The organism is Streptococcus sp. 1453, from assembly GCF_013276955.1.
Lineage (GTDB): Bacteria > Bacillota > Bacilli > Lactobacillales > Streptococcaceae > Streptococcus.
In genome coordinates this window covers 277,531-293,620 of sequence record NZ_VMLZ01000005.1, presented here as the reverse complement: position 1 = coordinate 293,620, position 16,090 = coordinate 277,531, and the positions used below count along the sequence as shown (strand labels likewise).

13 protein-coding genes are annotated in these 16,090 nt (G+C 40.7%); 12 read left to right on the top strand and 1 reads right to left on the bottom strand.

The window, feature by feature from the left end; genetic code table 11:
- Nucleotides 1–40 precede the first annotated feature (40 nt).
- The 6 genes from HW098_RS04865 (at nt 41) to HW098_RS04840 (ending at nt 8,359) form a co-directional block, all read left to right on the top strand.
- On the top strand, nt 41–2,479 hold the full coding sequence (locus HW098_RS04865; RefSeq protein ID WP_000247407.1) for a glycyl radical protein: 2,439 nt from the start codon (nt 41–43) through the stop codon (nt 2,477–2,479).
- Nucleotides 2,480–2,497: 18 nt separating this feature from the next.
- Nucleotides 2,498–3,166 carry a fructose-6-phosphate aldolase gene (locus HW098_RS04860; protein WP_000395426.1) on the top strand — a complete coding sequence of 223 codons (669 nt, stop codon included), beginning with the start codon at nt 2,498–2,500 and terminating at the stop codon, nt 3,164–3,166.
- A 17-nt stretch (nt 3,167–3,183) separates the two neighbouring features.
- Entirely contained in the window at nt 3,184–4,272 is a 1,089-nt protein-coding gene (locus HW098_RS04855) for a glycerol dehydrogenase (protein ID WP_112444601.1), read from the top strand.
- A gap of 352 nt (nt 4,273–4,624) precedes the next feature.
- A complete protein-coding gene (leuS, locus tag HW098_RS04850) occupies nt 4,625–7,126 on the top strand; it encodes a leucine--tRNA ligase (protein WP_176139450.1) in 2,502 nt (833 codons plus the stop codon).
- A gap of 109 nt (nt 7,127–7,235) precedes the next feature.
- Entirely contained in the window at nt 7,236–7,931 is a 696-nt protein-coding gene (locus HW098_RS04845) for a GNAT family protein (RefSeq protein ID WP_176139449.1), read from the top strand.
- An 11-nt stretch (nt 7,932–7,942) separates the two neighbouring features.
- Entirely contained in the window at nt 7,943–8,359 is a 417-nt protein-coding gene (locus HW098_RS04840) for a GNAT family N-acetyltransferase (RefSeq protein ID WP_176139448.1), read from the top strand.
- A gap of 824 nt (nt 8,360–9,183) precedes the next feature.
- Here the strand turns inward: HW098_RS04840 and HW098_RS04835 are convergent.
- Nucleotides 9,184–9,300 (bottom strand): type I toxin-antitoxin system Fst family toxin, encoded by a 117-nt coding sequence (locus tag HW098_RS04835; RefSeq protein ID WP_176139447.1) that lies wholly within the window; start codon nt 9,298–9,300, stop codon nt 9,184–9,186.
- A gap of 144 nt (nt 9,301–9,444) precedes the next feature.
- On the opposite strand from HW098_RS04835, the gene ruvB reads away from it, so the two are divergent.
- The 6 genes from ruvB to HW098_RS04805 all read left to right on the top strand — a co-directional run bounded on the left by ruvB (nt 9,445) and on the right by HW098_RS04805 (nt 16,058).
- Complete coding sequence (gene ruvB / locus HW098_RS04830) at nt 9,445–10,443, top strand: Holliday junction branch migration DNA helicase RuvB (RefSeq protein ID WP_004239104.1); 999 nt, start codon at nt 9,445–9,447, stop codon at nt 10,441–10,443.
- On the top strand, nt 10,424–10,996 hold the full coding sequence (locus HW098_RS04825) for a nucleotidyltransferase family protein (protein ID WP_176139446.1): 573 nt from the start codon (nt 10,424–10,426) through the stop codon (nt 10,994–10,996). Before ruvB ends, HW098_RS04825 begins: the two co-directional genes overlap by 20 nt.
- Nucleotides 10,997–11,340: 344 nt before the next feature.
- Entirely contained in the window at nt 11,341–12,099 is a 759-nt protein-coding gene (locus HW098_RS04820) for an isoprenyl transferase (RefSeq protein WP_176139445.1), read from the top strand.
- A gap of 8 nt (nt 12,100–12,107) precedes the next feature.
- Complete coding sequence (locus HW098_RS04815) at nt 12,108–12,911, top strand: phosphatidate cytidylyltransferase (protein ID WP_176139444.1); 804 nt, start codon at nt 12,108–12,110, stop codon at nt 12,909–12,911.
- A gap of 21 nt (nt 12,912–12,932) precedes the next feature.
- Nucleotides 12,933–14,192, top strand: coding sequence for an RIP metalloprotease RseP (gene rseP / locus HW098_RS04810; protein WP_176139443.1), 1,260 nt, complete (start codon nt 12,933–12,935; stop codon nt 14,190–14,192).
- A 12-nt stretch (nt 14,193–14,204) separates the two neighbouring features.
- Nucleotides 14,205–16,058, top strand: coding sequence for a proline--tRNA ligase (locus tag HW098_RS04805; protein WP_176139442.1), 1,854 nt, complete (start codon nt 14,205–14,207; stop codon nt 16,056–16,058).
- Nucleotides 16,059–16,090: the final 32 nt, after the last annotated feature.

The window sequence follows — 16,090 nt, the reverse complement described above, 5'->3', positions numbered from 1 at the left end:
CGAAAGAAACAAAAATATTTTCGAAAGAAAGGTGCTTACGATGGTAAATAAAGAAGTAGCAAGAACAACAATCAAGACAGAATATTTTGGCAGCCTTACTGAAAGGATGAACAAATATCGAGAAGATGTTTTAAATAAAAAACCTTATATTGATGCTGAAAGAGCAGTTCTAGCAACACGCGCTTATGATCGATATAAGGAACAACCTAATGTCCTAAAACGCGCCTATATGCTGAAAGAAATTTTGGAAAATATGACTATCTATATCGAAGAAGAATCTATGATTGCGGGAAATCAAGCTTCTTCCAATAAAGATGCTCCTATTTTTCCAGAGTATACGCTAGAATTTGTTCTCAATGAGTTGGATCTTTTTGAAAAGCGTGATGGAGATGTTTTCTATATTACAGAAGAAACAAAAGAACAACTTAGAAGTATTGCTCCGTTTTGGGAAAATAATAATTTACGTGCTAGGGCTGGTGCCTTATTACCTGAAGAAGTGTCTGTTTATATGGAAACAGGATTCTTCGGTATGGAAGGTAAGATGAATTCTGGAGATGCTCATTTAGCAGTTAACTATCAGAAACTGTTGCAATTTGGTTTAAGAGGTTTTGAAGAGCGGGCTCGTAAAGCGAAAGCAGCGCTAGATTTAACAGATCCAGCAAGTATTGATAAATATCATTTTTACGACTCTATCTTTATCGTAATCGATGCTATTAAAGTATATGCAAATCGCTTTGTTGATCTTGCTAAAAGTTTAGCCGAAAATGCAAATCCTAAACGTAAGAAAGAATTACTTGAGATTGCAGATATTTGCTCTCGAGTCCCATATGAACCGGCAACTACTTTTGCAGAAGCTATTCAATCAGTTTGGTTTATTCAATGTATTTTACAAATTGAATCTAATGGCCACTCTCTTTCATATGGTCGTTTTGATCAATATATGTATCCATATATGAAGGCTGATTTAGAAAGTGGTAAAGAAACAGAAGATAGCATTGTTGAACGTCTGACAAATCTCTGGATTAAGACAATTACAATTAATAAGGTTCGCAGTCAAGCACATACATTTTCTTCAGCAGGAAGTCCTTTATATCAAAATGTTACAATTGGTGGACAGACTCGAGATAAGAAGGATGCTGTTAACCCATTATCTTATTTGGTATTAAAATCAGTTGCACAAACCCATCTACCGCAACCTAATCTAACTGTACGTTACCATGCAGGTTTAGATGCTCGTTTCATGAATGAGTGTATTGAAGTAATGAAACTTGGTTTTGGTATGCCTGCATTTAATAATGATGAGATTATTATTCCTTCTTTTATTGCAAAAGGAGTATTGGAAGATGATGCTTATGATTACAGTGCCATTGGATGTGTTGAAACGGCAGTTCCAGGGAAATGGGGCTATCGTTGCACAGGTATGAGTTATATGAACTTCCCTAAGGTTCTACTTATCACGATGAATGATGGAATTGATCCGGCTTCGGGTAAACGGTTTGCACCAAGCTTTGGTCATTTTAAGGATATGAAGAACTTTTCTGAATTAGAAAATGCTTGGGATAAAACACTAAGATATTTGACACGAATGAGTGTTATTGTTGAAAATTCTATTGATTTATCATTGGAACGAGAAGTTCCTGATATTCTATGTTCAGCATTGACTGATGATTGTATTGGTCGTGGAAAACACCTTAAAGAAGGTGGAGCAGTATATGATTATATATCAGGTTTGCAAGTTGGAATTGCAAATTTGTCGGATTCATTAGCTGCAATTAAAAAATTGGTATTTGAGGAAGAACGTATAAGCCCAAGTCAGCTTTGGCATGCACTGGAAACAGATTATGCCGGAGAAGAAGGTAAGGTCATTCAAGAAATGTTGATTCATGATGCACCTAAGTACGGTAATGATGATGATTATGCTGACAAATTGGTTACTGCTGCTTATGACATTTATGTTGATGAAATTGCTAAATATCCTAATACACGTTATGGAAGAGGTCCTATTGGAGGGATTCGTTATTCAGGAACATCTTCTATCTCAGCCAACGTAGGACAGGGACGTGGAACATTAGCAACGCCAGATGGACGCAACGCGGGTACACCGTTAGCAGAGGGTTGTTCACCATCACATAATATGGATCAACACGGCCCTACATCTGTTTTAAAATCGGTTTCAAAATTACCAACAGATGAAATCGTAGGTGGGGTTCTCTTAAATCAGAAAGTGAATCCTCAAACGTTAGCCAAAGAAGAAGATAAATTAAAACTAATTGCTTTGTTACGAACATTCTTTAATCGTTTACATGGGTACCATATTCAATACAATGTTGTTTCCAGAGAGACGTTGATTGACGCTCAGAAACATCCTGAAAAACACAGAGACTTAATTGTTCGTGTTGCAGGATACTCTGCATTCTTCAATGTTCTTTCTAAGGCAACCCAAGATGATATTATAGGACGTACTGAGCATACATTGTAAAATAAAGAGGTTCTTTTTATGGAATTTATGCTTGACACATTAAATTTAGATGAGATTAAAAAGTGGTCTGAAATTTTACCGCTAGCTGGGGTAACTTCAAATCCCACTATTGCCAAAAGAGAGGGTTCTATTAATTTTTTTGAACGAATCAAAGATGTAAGAGAATTGATTGGCTCTACACCCTCTATTCATGTTCAGGTGATTTCTCAAGATTTTGAAGGCATCTTAAAGGATGCTCATGAAATTCGGAGACAAGCAGGAGATGATATATTTATCAAAGTACCTGTTACTCCAGCTGGATTACGTGCAATAAAGGTGCTAAAAAAAGAGGGCTACCATATCACTGCAACAGCTATTTATACAGTTATTCAGGGATTATTAGCTATCGAAGCAGGAGCGGATTACCTAGCTCCATATTATAATAGAATGGAAAATCTGAACATTGATTCAAATTCTGTCATTCGTCAATTAGCTCTTGCTATTGATAGACAGAACTCTCCTAGTAAGATTTTAGCTGCATCCTTTAAAAATGTAGCACAAGTAAATAATGCTTTAGCTGCAGGTGCGCATGCTGTTACAGCAGGAGCAGATGTTTTTGAATCAGCTTTCGCCATGCCATCTATCCAAAAGGCGGTTGATGATTTTTCTGACGACTGGTTTGTTACTCAACATAGTCGTTCCATTTAGGTAGAAAGGAAACAAACATGAGAATTTTTGCTAGTCCTTCGAGATATATTCAAGGGGAAAATGCCTTGTTCGAAAATGCCAAATCAATATTGGATTTGGGGAATCGTCCTATTCTATTATGCGATCAGTTGGTTTATGATATTGTTGGAAAACGATTTGAAGATTACCTACATAGGTATGGTTTCCATATTGTTCTAGCTCAGTTTAATGGTGAAGCTTCTGACAATGAAATCAATCGAGTTGTTGCCTTGGCTGAGAAAGAAAATTGTGATAGTATTATCGGTCTTGGTGGGGGAAAGACGATTGATAGCGCAAAAGCTATTGCAGATTTGATTGAAAAGCCTGTTATTATTGCTCCAACAATTGCATCGACCGACGCACCTGTATCTGCTTTATCTGTTATTTATACAGATGAAGGTGCATTTGATCATTATCTATTTTATTCTAAAAATCCAGATTTAGTTTTGGTTGATACAAAAGTTATTTCACAAGCTCCTAAGCGTTTATTAGCGTCTGGTATTGCAGATGGTTTAGCAACTTGGGTTGAGGCGCGTGCGGTTATGCAGGCAAATGGAAAAACTATGTTAGGACAACAACAAACATTGGCTGGAGTTGCAATTGCGAAAAAATGTGAAGAAACGCTGTTCGCAGATGGTTTACAGGCCATGGCGGCTTGTGAAGCTAAAGTTGTGACACCAGCATTAGAAAATATTGTTGAAGCTAATACTCTATTGAGTGGTCTAGGTTTTGAAAGTGGAGGATTGGCTGCGGCGCATGCAATTCATAATGGTTTTACTGCATTGACAGGTGACATACATCATTTAACACATGGTGAAAAAGTAGCTTATGGAACTTTGGTACAACTATTATTGGAAAATAGACCTAAAGAAGAACTTGATAAGTATATTGAGTTTTACAAAAAAATTGGTATGCCAACAACTCTAAAAGAAATGCATTTAGATCAAGTTGGATATGATGATTTAATAAAAGTTGGTAAACAAGCAACTATGGAGGGTGAGACAATCCATCAGATGCCGTTTAAGATTTCGCCTTCAGATGTTGCTCAAGCTATCATCGCTGTAGACGCCTATGTAAATTCAAAATAAACAATAAGGACTACTGTTTTCCAAATGGTAGTCTTTTATTGATCCTCGTATTGAATCCGACGTTCTTCATAAATCAAAAAGCGACATAGGTTGTCGGCTATTTATTATAAATACATTAATGAGCATTCCAGTCGTATCTTCGGTCTAAAATTAGTATTTTGTGTTATAAGAGATAAGCTTCTTGTTTTGCTCTTTGATTTCCCGCATAACAATAAGATAAAAAAGTGGGTGATAGAGCAATTCAGAGCCATCAAAATTAATGAAATACAGTATACAGTTTTTTCTTTTAACACATTTCAAATTCCCTCAAAAATGGTATAATAGTAACATCACAAAATTGGAGAGAGAGACCATGAGTTTTTACAATCATAAAGAAATTGAGCCTAAGTGGCAGGGCTACTGGGCAGAACATCATACATTTAAGACAGGGACAGATGCATCAAAACCGAAGTTTTATGCTCTTGATATGTTCCCTTATCCGTCTGGAGCGGGTCTGCACGTAGGACATCCAGAAGGCTATACTGCAACCGATATTCTCAGCCGTTACAAACGTGCGCAAGGCTACAATGTCCTTCACCCAATGGGGTGGGATGCTTTTGGTTTGCCTGCAGAGCAATACGCTATGGATACTGGTAATGACCCAGCAGAATTTACAGCTGAGAACATTGCCAACTTCAAACGCCAAATCAATGCGCTTGGATTTTCTTATGACTGGGATCGTGAAGTCAATACAACAGATCCAAACTACTACAAGTGGACTCAATGGATTTTCACTAAGCTTTACGAAAAAGGCTTGGCCTATGAAGCGGAAGTGCCAGTAAACTGGGTTGAGGAATTGGGAACTGCCATTGCCAACGAAGAAGTCCTTCCTGATGGAACGTCTGAGCGTGGAGGCTATCCAGTTGTCCGCAAACCAATGCGCCAATGGATGCTCAAAATCACGGCCTACGCAGAGCGCTTGCTCAATGACTTAGATGAACTAGATTGGCCAGAGTCTATCAAGGACATGCAACGCAACTGGATTGGGAAATCAACTGGTGCTAATGTAACTTTTAAAGTTAAGGGAACAGATAAGGAATTCACAGTCTTTACAACTCGTCCTGATACTCTTTTCGGTGCAACTTTCACCGTTTTGGCTCCTGAGCATGACTTGGTTGACGCCATCACAAGTCCAGAGCAAGCAGAGGCAGTAGCTGACTATAAACACCAAGCTAGCCTCAAGTCTGACTTGGCTCGTACAGATCTTGCCAAGGAAAAAACTGGTGTTTGGACTGGTGCTTATGCTATCAACCCTGTCAATGGCAAGGAAATTCCAATCTGGATTGCAGACTATGTTCTTGCTAGTTATGGAACAGGTGCCGTTATGGCTGTACCTGCCCATGACCAACGTGACTGGGAATTTGCCAAACAATTTGACCTTCCAATCGTCGAAGTACTTGAAGGTGGAAAGGTTGAAGAAGCTGCCTACACAGAAGATGGTCTTCATGTCAATTCAGACTTCCTAGATGGACTCAACAAAGAAGACGCTATTGCCAAGATTGTGTCTTGGTTGGAAGAGAAAGGTTGTGGACAAGAGAAGGTTACCTACCGTCTCCGCGACTGGCTCTTTAGCCGTCAACGTTACTGGGGTGAGCCAATTCCTATCATTCATTGGGAAGATGGAACTTCAACAGCTGTTCCTGAAAGTGAATTGCCACTTGTCTTGCCTGTAACCAAGGACATCCGCCCTTCAGGTACAGGGGAAAGTCCACTAGCTAACTTGACAGATTGGCTTGAAGTGACTCGTGAAGATGGTGTCAAAGGTCGTCGTGAAACCAATACCATGCCACAATGGGCTGGTTCAAGCTGGTATTACCTCCGCTATATTGATCCACACAATACTGAGAAATTGGCTGATGAGGACCTTCTCAAACAATGGTTGCCAGTAGATATCTACGTTGGTGGTGCAGAGCATGCCGTTCTTCACTTGCTTTACGCTCGTTTCTGGCATAAATTCCTCTATGACCTCGGTGTTGTTCCAACTAAGGAACCATTCCAAAAACTCTTTAACCAAGGAATGATTTTGGGAACAAGCTACCGTGACCACCGTGGGGCTCTTGTGGCGACTGACAAGGTTGAAAAACGTGCCGGTTCTTTCTTCCATGTGGAAACAGGGGAAGAGTTGGAGCAAGCGCCAGCCAAGATGTCTAAATCCCTCAAGAACGTTGTTAACCCAGATGATGTTGTGGAACAATACGGTGCTGATACCCTTCGTGTCTATGAAATGTTCATGGGACCACTTGATGCTTCGATTGCTTGGTCAGAAGAAGGTCTGGAAGGAAGCCGTAAGTTCCTTGACCGTGTTTACCGTTTGATTACAAGCAAAGAAATCCTTGCGGAAAACAATGGTGCTCTCGACAAGGTCTACAACGAAACGGTTAAAGCTGTTACTGAGCAAATTGAGTCCCTCAAATTCAACACAGCCATTGCCCAACTTATGGTCTTTGTCAACGCGGCTAACAAGGAAGAAAAACTTTATGTAGACTACGCCAAAGGCTTTATCCAATTGATTGCACCGTTTGCTCCTCACTTGGCAGAAGAACTCTGGCAAACTGTTGCAGCAACAGGTGAGTCAATCTCTTACGTGGCTTGGCCAACATGGGACGAAAGCAAATTGGTTGAAGACGAAATCGAAATCGTCGTCCAAATCAAAGGAAAAGTCCGTGCCAAACTCATGGTCGCTAAAGACCTATCACGCGAAGAATTGCAAGAAATTGCTTTAGCTGATGAAAAGGTTAAAGCAGAAATTGACGGTAAGGAAATCGTGAAAGTAATTGCGGTACCGAATAAACTCGTTAATATTGTTGTGAAATAAGAAATGAATCCTTCAGAGTAGAATCTGGGGGATTTTTTGAATCTTCTTATGAAAGTATGATATACTATGGGCAACTATAAAGTTTGAAAAGTGAAACAAGGAGAAAGTTATGCCAGTAAACGAATATGGTCAGATGATTGGTGACTCAATGGAAGGTTATACATCCGGTGCACTGCCTTCTATTGATTTCTTAGAAGGGCGTTATGCTCGAATAGAGGCTCTCTCGGTAGAAAAGCACGCGGAGGATTTATTAGCTGTTTATGGTCCGGATACGCCTCGGGAGATGTGGACCTACCTCTTTCAGGAACCAGTGGCAGACAGAGAGGAACTGGTTACTCTTTTAAATCAGATGTTGGCTCGTAAGGACCGTTTTTACTATGCAATCATAGACAAGGCAACTGGTAAGGCTTTGGGAACTTTTTCTCTCATGCGCATTGACCAGAATAACCGAGTAATAGAAGTGGGGGCGGTCACTTTTTCTCCAGAGCTCAGGGGGACACGAATAGGAACAGAAGCCCAGTATCTCTTGGCTTGCTATGTCTTTGAGGAGCTTAACTATCGTCGCTATGAATGGAAATGCGATGTCTTAAATCTGCCATCCAGACGAGCAGCGGAACGTTTGGGCTTTATTTATGAAGGAACCTTCCGTCAGGCAGTGGTTTATAAGGGACGGACGAGGGATACGGATTGGTTGTCTATGATTGATAAGGACTGGCCTCAAGTCAAAGCTCGTTTGGAAACATGGTTGCGTCCTGAAAATTTTGATAAAAATGGACAGCAGTACAAGAGCTTGAGAGAGCTTTAAGAGGTGTTGAGATGATTACTATTAAAAAGCAAGAAATTGTCAAGCTAGAGGATGTTTTGCATCTTTATCAGGCTGTCGGTTGGACAAATTATACCCATCAACCAGAGATGCTGGAGCAGGCCTTATCTCATTCATTAGTGATTTATCTGGCGCTTGATGGCGATGCTGTGGTGGGCTTGATTCGTTTGGTTGGAGATGGATTCTCATCAGTATTGATTCAGGATTTAATCGTTTTACCAATCTATCAGCGTCAAGGGATTGGTAGTGCCCTAATGAAAGAGGCTTTAGAGTATTACAAAGATGCCTATCAAGTCCAGCTGGTGACAGAAGAGACAGAAAAAAACGTGGGATTTTACCGTTCTATAGGCTTTGAAATCTTATCCACCTATAATTGTATAGGAATGACTTGGGCGAATCGAGAAAAATAACAAAACTTGTTTTTTCTTAAGCAAAGTTTAAGGATGCTCTAGTATCATATAGTCATTAAATAAAGACCTCCTAACTTTATTTAATGAAATCCTAAAACTTTTTTCATCATAATCTCCTAATGAAGTCACCTAATCAGGTGACTTTTTGTGGGGTGAGGTGATGCTGATAGAAATTTTTAAAAAATGCTAGAATTTGAGAAAAGTTAAGCTAGTTTTAAGCTTTGTCTTGTATCATATAGTTATTAAATAAAGACCTCCTAACTTTATTTAATAAAATCCTAAACTTTTCTTTTTCATAATAATCTCCCTTAACTCCACCTAATCAGGTGGAGTTTTTTGGCTCTATTTCAGGCTTTTTGGGACTATTCTAAAAATAATTTTTCGATATTTTTCGGTATTTTTCTGATTTTGGTCGGGGAATTGGCGGGGACTTTTTGAGATTTTGGCGGGGATTTTTTTAGCGAATATGACTAAGAAATAGGTCTGTTGTCGCTTCAGCCACTTCAAACTCAATTTGATTGTAAGTGACTGTTAATTGAAGGACTAGAACTACTGTAATAATGATTTTGCTTGTCCAGTAGTGGCGTATTAAATGAGGAGTGACATATAAGATTGTCTCTTCGTTTACTAAATCAAAATTTCTATGAAATTGATAGAATCCCTAATTTTCTCTTAAACTTGAAAGTCTTGTTGTAAAGTGGTTAAAGCTTGAGAAGCTGAGGATGTAAAGTTTTGACAAATTTTGTGAACTATGGGATAATGGAGAGGAATTAAGGATTAGTTCTATATCATGGACTAGAAAAGACCCCAAGCTAACTTCCACATTAAGCTTGGGGTCTTTTTTGACAATATCTATCTTTGTTTAGCCATTTATCGACTAAGCGAAGGATGACACCGACCACAATCGGTCCGATGATAGTTTTAAGTATTGTATCCATCATGGGCTATCTCACCTCCTTTCGCAGGCGGTGTAGCAGTGCCGTAGAATATTATACCACATAAGTGTTAAACTAGGGAGGCACCAATCCAGTGGCTTTTCCAGTGGCTTTTTTGTTTGTGGCTTGGTTTTTTGATATAATAGAGCCATGAGTAGAATTTTAGATAATGAGATAATGGGGGACGAGGAGTTAGTAGAACGCACGCTCCGTCCTCAGTATTTACGTGAATATATTGGGCAGGACAAGGTCAAGGATCAGCTCCAAATCTTTATTGAAGCTGCCAAAATGCGGGATGAAGCGCTGGATCATGTCCTCTTATTTGGACCTCCAGGCTTGGGGAAGACGACCATGGCCTTTGTTATTGCTAACGAACTGGGTGTCAATCTCAAGCAGACGTCTGGGCCTGTCATTGAAAAGGCTGGTGATCTAGTAGCGATTTTGAATGACTTGGAGCCTGGGGATGTCCTCTTTATTGACGAGATTCATCGCTTGCCTATGTCGGTGGAAGAGGTGCTTTATAGTGCCATGGAGGACTTCTACATTGATATCATGATTGGTGCTGGTGAAGGCAGTCGCAGTGTTCATTTGGAGTTGCCACCTTTTACCTTGATTGGTGCGACGACTCGGGCTGGTATGCTCTCAAATCCACTACGGGCACGTTTTGGGATTACAGGTCACATGGAGTATTATGCCCATGCTGACTTGACGGAAATTGTTGAGCGGACGGCAGATATTTTTGAGATGGAAATCACTCATGAGGCAGCATCTGAGTTGGCCCTACGTAGTCGTGGGACCCCTCGTATTGCCAATCGTCTCCTCAAGCGCGTGCGCGATTTTGCCCAGATAATGGGAAATGGGGTTATCGATGATCTTATTACCGATAAGGCTTTGACCATGCTGGATGTTGACCATGAAGGTTTGGACTATGTGGACCAAAAAATCCTTCGGACCATGATTGAGATGTACGGTGGTGGTCCGGTTGGTCTAGGAACTCTTTCTGTGAATATCGCCGAAGAGCGTGAGACAGTTGAAGACATGTATGAGCCTTACTTGATTCAAAAAGGCTTTATCATGCGAACACGGTCTGGACGAGTGGCAACAGCCAAGGCATATGAGCACTTAGGTTATGAATACAGTGAAAAATAAGCAAGAAATATTAAACGCTTTTAGAGAAAATTCGGATATGATGACCATTTTGACTATCATCCGAGACCTCGGTTTAAAAGACTCCTGGTTGGCAGCAGGTTCTGTCAGAAATTTTATCTGGAATCTCTTGTCAGACAAATCCCCTTTTGACTGTGAAACAGATGTAGATGTAATTTTCTTTGATCCAGATATTTCTTATGAGGAAACCTTGTCCCTAGAGAAAAAGCTGAGAGAGGACTTTCCTCAGTACCAGTGGGAATTGAAAAATCAAGTCTATATGCACCAGCACAGCCCTCATACTGCTCCCTATACCAGTTCCCGTGATGCCATGAGTAAGTATCCAGAACAGTGTACGGCTGTTGGACTACGCTTGAATGAAGAATCCGCTTTGGAACTCTTTACTCCTTACGGACTCGAGGATATTTTGAATTTTCAAGTTCGTCCAACTCCTTATTTCTTAGAAAATGAAGACCGAATGGAACTCTATCAAACACGTTTATCCAAGAAAAATTGGCAGGAGAAATGGAAAAATTTGATTTTTAAAAATACTTAAGGAAACTTTAAGCTAGGAAGTGTATACTAAGTCCATAAGTTAAGAAGACCTTAACTTAAACTCCTAAAACTTTTTCATAATAATCTCCCTATAAAAAATAAAGTCGCCAAATCAGGCGGCTTATTTTTTTGGAAATGGGCTTTGTGCCTGAGAATAATACTCAATGAAAATCAAAGACCAAACTAGGAAGCTAGCCGCAGGTTGCTCAAAACACTGTTTTGAGGTTGCAGATAGAGCTGACGTGGTTTGAAGAGATTTTCGAAGAGTATAAATAGCTTAGTGATAGAAGAAAATAGGGAAATATGGTATAATGAAACGATAGATTTTTGAATAGGAATAAGATCATGTTTGGATTTTTTAAGAAAGATAAGGCTGTGGAAGTAGAGATTCCGACACAGGTTCCTGCTCATATAGGCATCATCATGGATGGGAATGGTCGTTGGGCTAAGAAACGTATGCAACCGCGAGTTTTTGGACACAAGGCGGGCATGGAAGCATTGCAAACTGTGACCAAGGCAGCCAACAAACTAGGCGTTAAGGTTATTACGGTCTATGCTTTTTCTACAGAAAACTGGACCCGCCCCGATCAGGAAGTCAAGTTTATCATGAACTTGCCAGTAGAGTTTTATGATAATTATGTCCCGGAACTGCATGCGAATAATGTTAAGATTCAAATGATTGGGGAAACGGACCGCCTGCCTAAGCAAACTTTTGAAGCTTTAACCAAGGCTGAGGAATTGACTAAGAACAACACCGGTTTGATTCTTAATTTTGCCCTCAACTATGGTGGACGTGCTGAGATTACACAGGCTCTTAAGTTGATTTCTCAGGATGTGTTAGATGCCAAAATCAACCCAGGTGACATCACAGAGGAATTGATTGGCAACTATCTCTTCACCCAGCATTTGCCTAAGGAGTTACGAGACCCAGACTTGATTATCCGTACTAGTGGAGAATTGCGTTTGAGCAATTTCCTTCCATGGCAGGGAGCCTACAGTGAGCTCTATTTTACGGATACCTTGTGGCCTGATTTTGACGAGATAGCCTTGCAGGAAGCCATTCTTGCCTACAATCGTCGTCATCGCCGATTTGGAGGAGTTTAGGAGGAAATATGACACAGGATTTACAGAAAAGAACCTTGTTTGCAGGGATTGCCCTGGCTATTTTCCTACCAATTTTAATGATTGGGGGACTCTTGCTTCAGATAGCAATTGGAATCATAGCCATGCTAGCCATGCATGAACTTTTGAAGATGAGAGGTCTAGAGACCATGACTATGGAGGGCCTCTTGACCCTCTTTGCAACCTTTGCCTTGACCATTCCCTTGGAGAATTATCTGACTTTTTTGCCAGTTGATGGGAATGTGGTTGCCTATAGTGTTTTGATTTCAATCATGTTAGGAACGACCGTTTTTAGCAAGTCGTATACGATTGAGGATGCTGTTTTCCCCCTTGCTATGAGTTTCTACGTGGGCTTTGGATTTAATGCTTTACTAGATGCTCGCGTTGCAGGTTTAGATAAGGCTCTATTGGCCTTGTGTATTGTTTGGGCAACAGACAGTGGTGCCTATCTTGTTGGGATGAACTATGGTAAACGAAAATTAGCTCCGACAGTTTCTCCAAATAAAACCTTTGAGGGGGCCTTGGGTGGTATTTTAGGCGCTATTTTAGTAACCATCATCTTTATGATAGTTGACAGTACAGTTGCTCTTCCATATGGAATTTACAAGATGTCGGTCTTTGCTATTTTCTTTAGTGTGGCTGGACAATTTGGTGATTTACTAGAAAGTTCGATCAAGCGTCATTTTGGTGTTAAGGATTCTGGGAAATTTATCCCTGGGCATGGTGGTGTTTTGGATCGTTTCGATAGTATGTTGCTTGTATTTCCAATCATGCACTTATTTGGACTCTTTTAATCAAAAGACGGAGGAAACACTATGCTCGGAATTTTAACCTTTATTCTGGTTTTTGGGATTATTGTAGTAGTGCACGAGTTCGGACACTTCTACTTTGCCAAGAAATCAGGAATTCTAGTGCGTGAATTTGCCATTGGAATGGGACCTAAGATCTTTGCTCACATTGGCAAGGATGGAACGGCCTATACCATCCGAATTTTGCCTCTGGGTGGCTACGTTCGTATGGCCGGTTGGGGTGATGATACAACTGAAATCAAGACAGGAACTCCTGTCAGTTTGACTCTTGCTGATGATGGTAAGGTTAAACGCATCAATCTCTCTGGTAAAAAATTAGATCAAACAGCTCTTCCTATGCAGGTGACCCAGTTTGACTTTGAAGACAAGCTCTTTATCAAGGGTTTGGTTCTGGAAGAAGAAAAAATATTTGCAGTGGATCACGATGCAACGGTTGTGGAAGCAGATGGTACTGAGGTTCGGATTGCACCTTTAGATGTTCAATATCAAAATGCGACTATCTGGGGGAAACTGATTACCAACTTTGCAGGTCCTATGAATAACTTTATCTTAGGTGTCGTTGTTTTCTGGATTTTAATCTTCATGCAGGGTGGTGTTAGAGATGTTGATACCAATCAGTTTCATGTCATGCCTCAGGGTGCTTTGGCCAAGGTAGGAGTGCCAGAAACAGCCCAGATTACCAAGATTGGCTCACATGAGATTAGCAACTGGGAAAGTTTGATCCAGGCTGTGGAATCAGAAACCAAAGATAAGACGACCCCGACCTTGGATGTGACTATTTTTGAAAATGGTAGTGACAAACAAGTCACTGTTACTCCGGAAGAAAGTCAAGGCCGTTACCTTCTAGGTGTTCAACCGGGGATTAAGTCAGATTTTGTATCTATGTTTGTAGGTGGTTTTACAACTGCTGCTGACTCGGCCCTACGAATTCTATCAGCTCTGAAAAATCTGATTTTCCAACCGGATTTGAACAAGCTGGGTGGACCTGTTGCTATCTTTAAGGCAAGTAGTGATGCCGCTAAAAATGGAATTGAGAATGTCTTGTACTTCTTGGCAATGATTTCCATCAATATTGGGATTTTTAATCTTATTCCGATTCCAGCCTTAGATGGTGGTAAGATTGTGCTCAATATACTAGAAGCCATCCGCCGCAAACCATTGAAACAAGAAATTGAAACCTATGTCACCTTGGCCGGAGTGGTCATCATGGTTGTCTTGATGATTGCTGTGACTTGGAATGACATTATGCGACTCTTTTTTAGATAATCGAGGAATATTATGAAACAAAGTAAAATGCCTATCCCAACGCTTCGCGAAATGCCAAGCGATGCTCAAGTTATCAGCCATGCTCTTATGTTGCGTGCTGGTTATGTTCGCCAAGTTTCAGCAGGTGTTTATTCTTATCTACCACTTGCTAATCGTGTGATTGAAAAAGCTAAAAATATCATGCGCCAAGAATTTGATAAGATTGGTGCAGTTGAGATGTTGGCTCCTGCCCTTCTTAGTGCAGAATTGTGGCGCGAATCAGGTCGTTATGAAACTTACGGTGAAGACCTTTACAAACTAAAAAACCGTGAAAAATCAGACTTTATCCTAGGTCCAACTCACGAAGAAACCTTTACAGCTATTGTCCGTGATTCTGTTAAGTCTTACAAGCAATTGCCACTTAACCTTTATCAAATCCAGCCTAAGTATCGTGATGAAAAACGCCCGCGTAATGGACTTCTTCGTACACGTGAGTTTATCATGAAGGATGCTTACAGTTTCCACGCTAACTATGATAGCTTGGACAGTGTTTACGATGAGTACAAGGCTGCTTATGAGCGTATTTTCACTCGTAGTGGTTTAGACTTCAAGGCTATCATTGGTGACGGTGGAGCCATGGGTGGTAAGGACAGCCAAGAATTTATGGCCATTACACCTGCTCGTACAGACCTTGACCGCTGGGTTGTCTTGGATAAGTCAGTTGCTTCATTTGACGAAATTCCTGATCAAGTGCAAGAAGAAATCAAGGCAGAATTGCTTAAATGGATGGTTTCTGGTGAAGATACGATTGCCTACTCAAGTGAGTCTAGTTATGCGGCTAACTTGGAAATGGCAACAAATGAGTACAAACCAAGCAACCGTGTTGTCGCTGAAGAAGAAGTGACTCGTGTTGCAACACCAGATGTTAAATCAATCGATGAAGTTGCAGCCTTCCTAAACGTCCCAGAAGAACAAACAATTAAAACTCTCTTCTACATGGCAGATGGTGAGCTTGTTGCAGCCCTTCTAGTTGGAAATGACCAGCTTAACGAAGTTAAGTTGAAAAACCACTTGGGAGCAGATTTCTTTGACGTTGCTAGCGAAGAAGAAGTGGCGAATCTTGTTCAAGCAGGTTTTGGTTCACTTGGCCCAGTTGGTTTGCCAGAGAATATCAAAATCATTGCAGACCGTAAGGTGCAAGATGTTCGCAATGCAGTTGTCGGTGCTAACGAAGATGGCTACCACTTGACTGGTGTGAACCCAGGCCGTGATTTTACTGCAGAATATGTGGATATCCGTGAAGTTCGTGAGGGTGAAATTTCACCAGACGGAAAAGGTGTTCTTAACTTTGCGCGTGGTATCGAAATTGGTCACATCTTTAAACTCGGCACTCGCTATTCAGCAAGCATGGGAGCAGACGTTTTGGATGAAAATGGTCGCGCTGTGCCAATCATCATGGGATGTTACGGTATCGGTGTCAGCCGTCTCCTTTCAGCAGTGATGGAGCAACACGCTCGCCTCTTTGTTAACAAAACACCAAAAGGTGAATATCGTTACGCTTGGGGAATCAATTTCCCTAAAGAATTGGCACCATTTGATGTGCACTTGATCACTGTCAATGTCAAGGACGAAGAAGCGCAAGCCTTGACAGAAAAACTTGAAGCAAGCTTGATGGGAGCTGGTTACGAAGTCTTGACAGACGACCGTAATGAACGTGTCGGAGTCAAATTCAGCGATAGTGACTTGATTGGATTGCCAATCCGTATCACTGTTGGGAAGAAAGCAGCCGATGGCATCGTAGAAGTGAAGATTAAAGCGACTGGTGACACCATCGAAGTTCATGCAGATAACTTACTTGAAACGCTTGAAATTCTCAGCAAGAAATAAAAACTATAATCAGAAGAAAAACAAGGAAAAAA

What these genes read in the sequence shown, in the direction of transcription:
- HW098_RS04865 (WP_000247407.1), top strand. Translation starts at nt 41, where the DNA reads ATGGTAAATAAAGAAGTAGCAAGAACAACAATCAAGACAGAATATTTT.
- HW098_RS04860 (WP_000395426.1), top strand. Translation starts at nt 2,498, where the DNA reads ATGGAATTTATGCTTGACACATTAAATTTAGATGAGATTAAAAAGTGG.
- HW098_RS04855 (WP_112444601.1), top strand. Translation starts at nt 3,184, where the DNA reads ATGAGAATTTTTGCTAGTCCTTCGAGATATATTCAAGGGGAAAATGCC.
- leuS (WP_176139450.1), top strand. Translation starts at nt 4,625, where the DNA reads ATGAGTTTTTACAATCATAAAGAAATTGAGCCTAAGTGGCAGGGCTAC.
- HW098_RS04845 (WP_176139449.1), top strand. Translation starts at nt 7,236, where the DNA reads ATGCCAGTAAACGAATATGGTCAGATGATTGGTGACTCAATGGAAGGT.
- HW098_RS04840 (WP_176139448.1), top strand. Translation starts at nt 7,943, where the DNA reads ATGATTACTATTAAAAAGCAAGAAATTGTCAAGCTAGAGGATGTTTTG.
- HW098_RS04835 (WP_176139447.1), bottom strand. Translation starts at nt 9,300, where the DNA reads ATGATGGATACAATACTTAAAACTATCATCGGACCGATTGTGGTCGGT.
- ruvB (WP_004239104.1), top strand. Translation starts at nt 9,445, where the DNA reads ATGAGTAGAATTTTAGATAATGAGATAATGGGGGACGAGGAGTTAGTA.
- HW098_RS04825 (WP_176139446.1), top strand. Translation starts at nt 10,424, where the DNA reads ATGAATACAGTGAAAAATAAGCAAGAAATATTAAACGCTTTTAGAGAA.
- HW098_RS04820 (WP_176139445.1), top strand. Translation starts at nt 11,341, where the DNA reads ATGTTTGGATTTTTTAAGAAAGATAAGGCTGTGGAAGTAGAGATTCCG.
- HW098_RS04815 (WP_176139444.1), top strand. Translation starts at nt 12,108, where the DNA reads ATGACACAGGATTTACAGAAAAGAACCTTGTTTGCAGGGATTGCCCTG.
- rseP (WP_176139443.1), top strand. Translation starts at nt 12,933, where the DNA reads ATGCTCGGAATTTTAACCTTTATTCTGGTTTTTGGGATTATTGTAGTA.
- HW098_RS04805 (WP_176139442.1), top strand. Translation starts at nt 14,205, where the DNA reads ATGAAACAAAGTAAAATGCCTATCCCAACGCTTCGCGAAATGCCAAGC.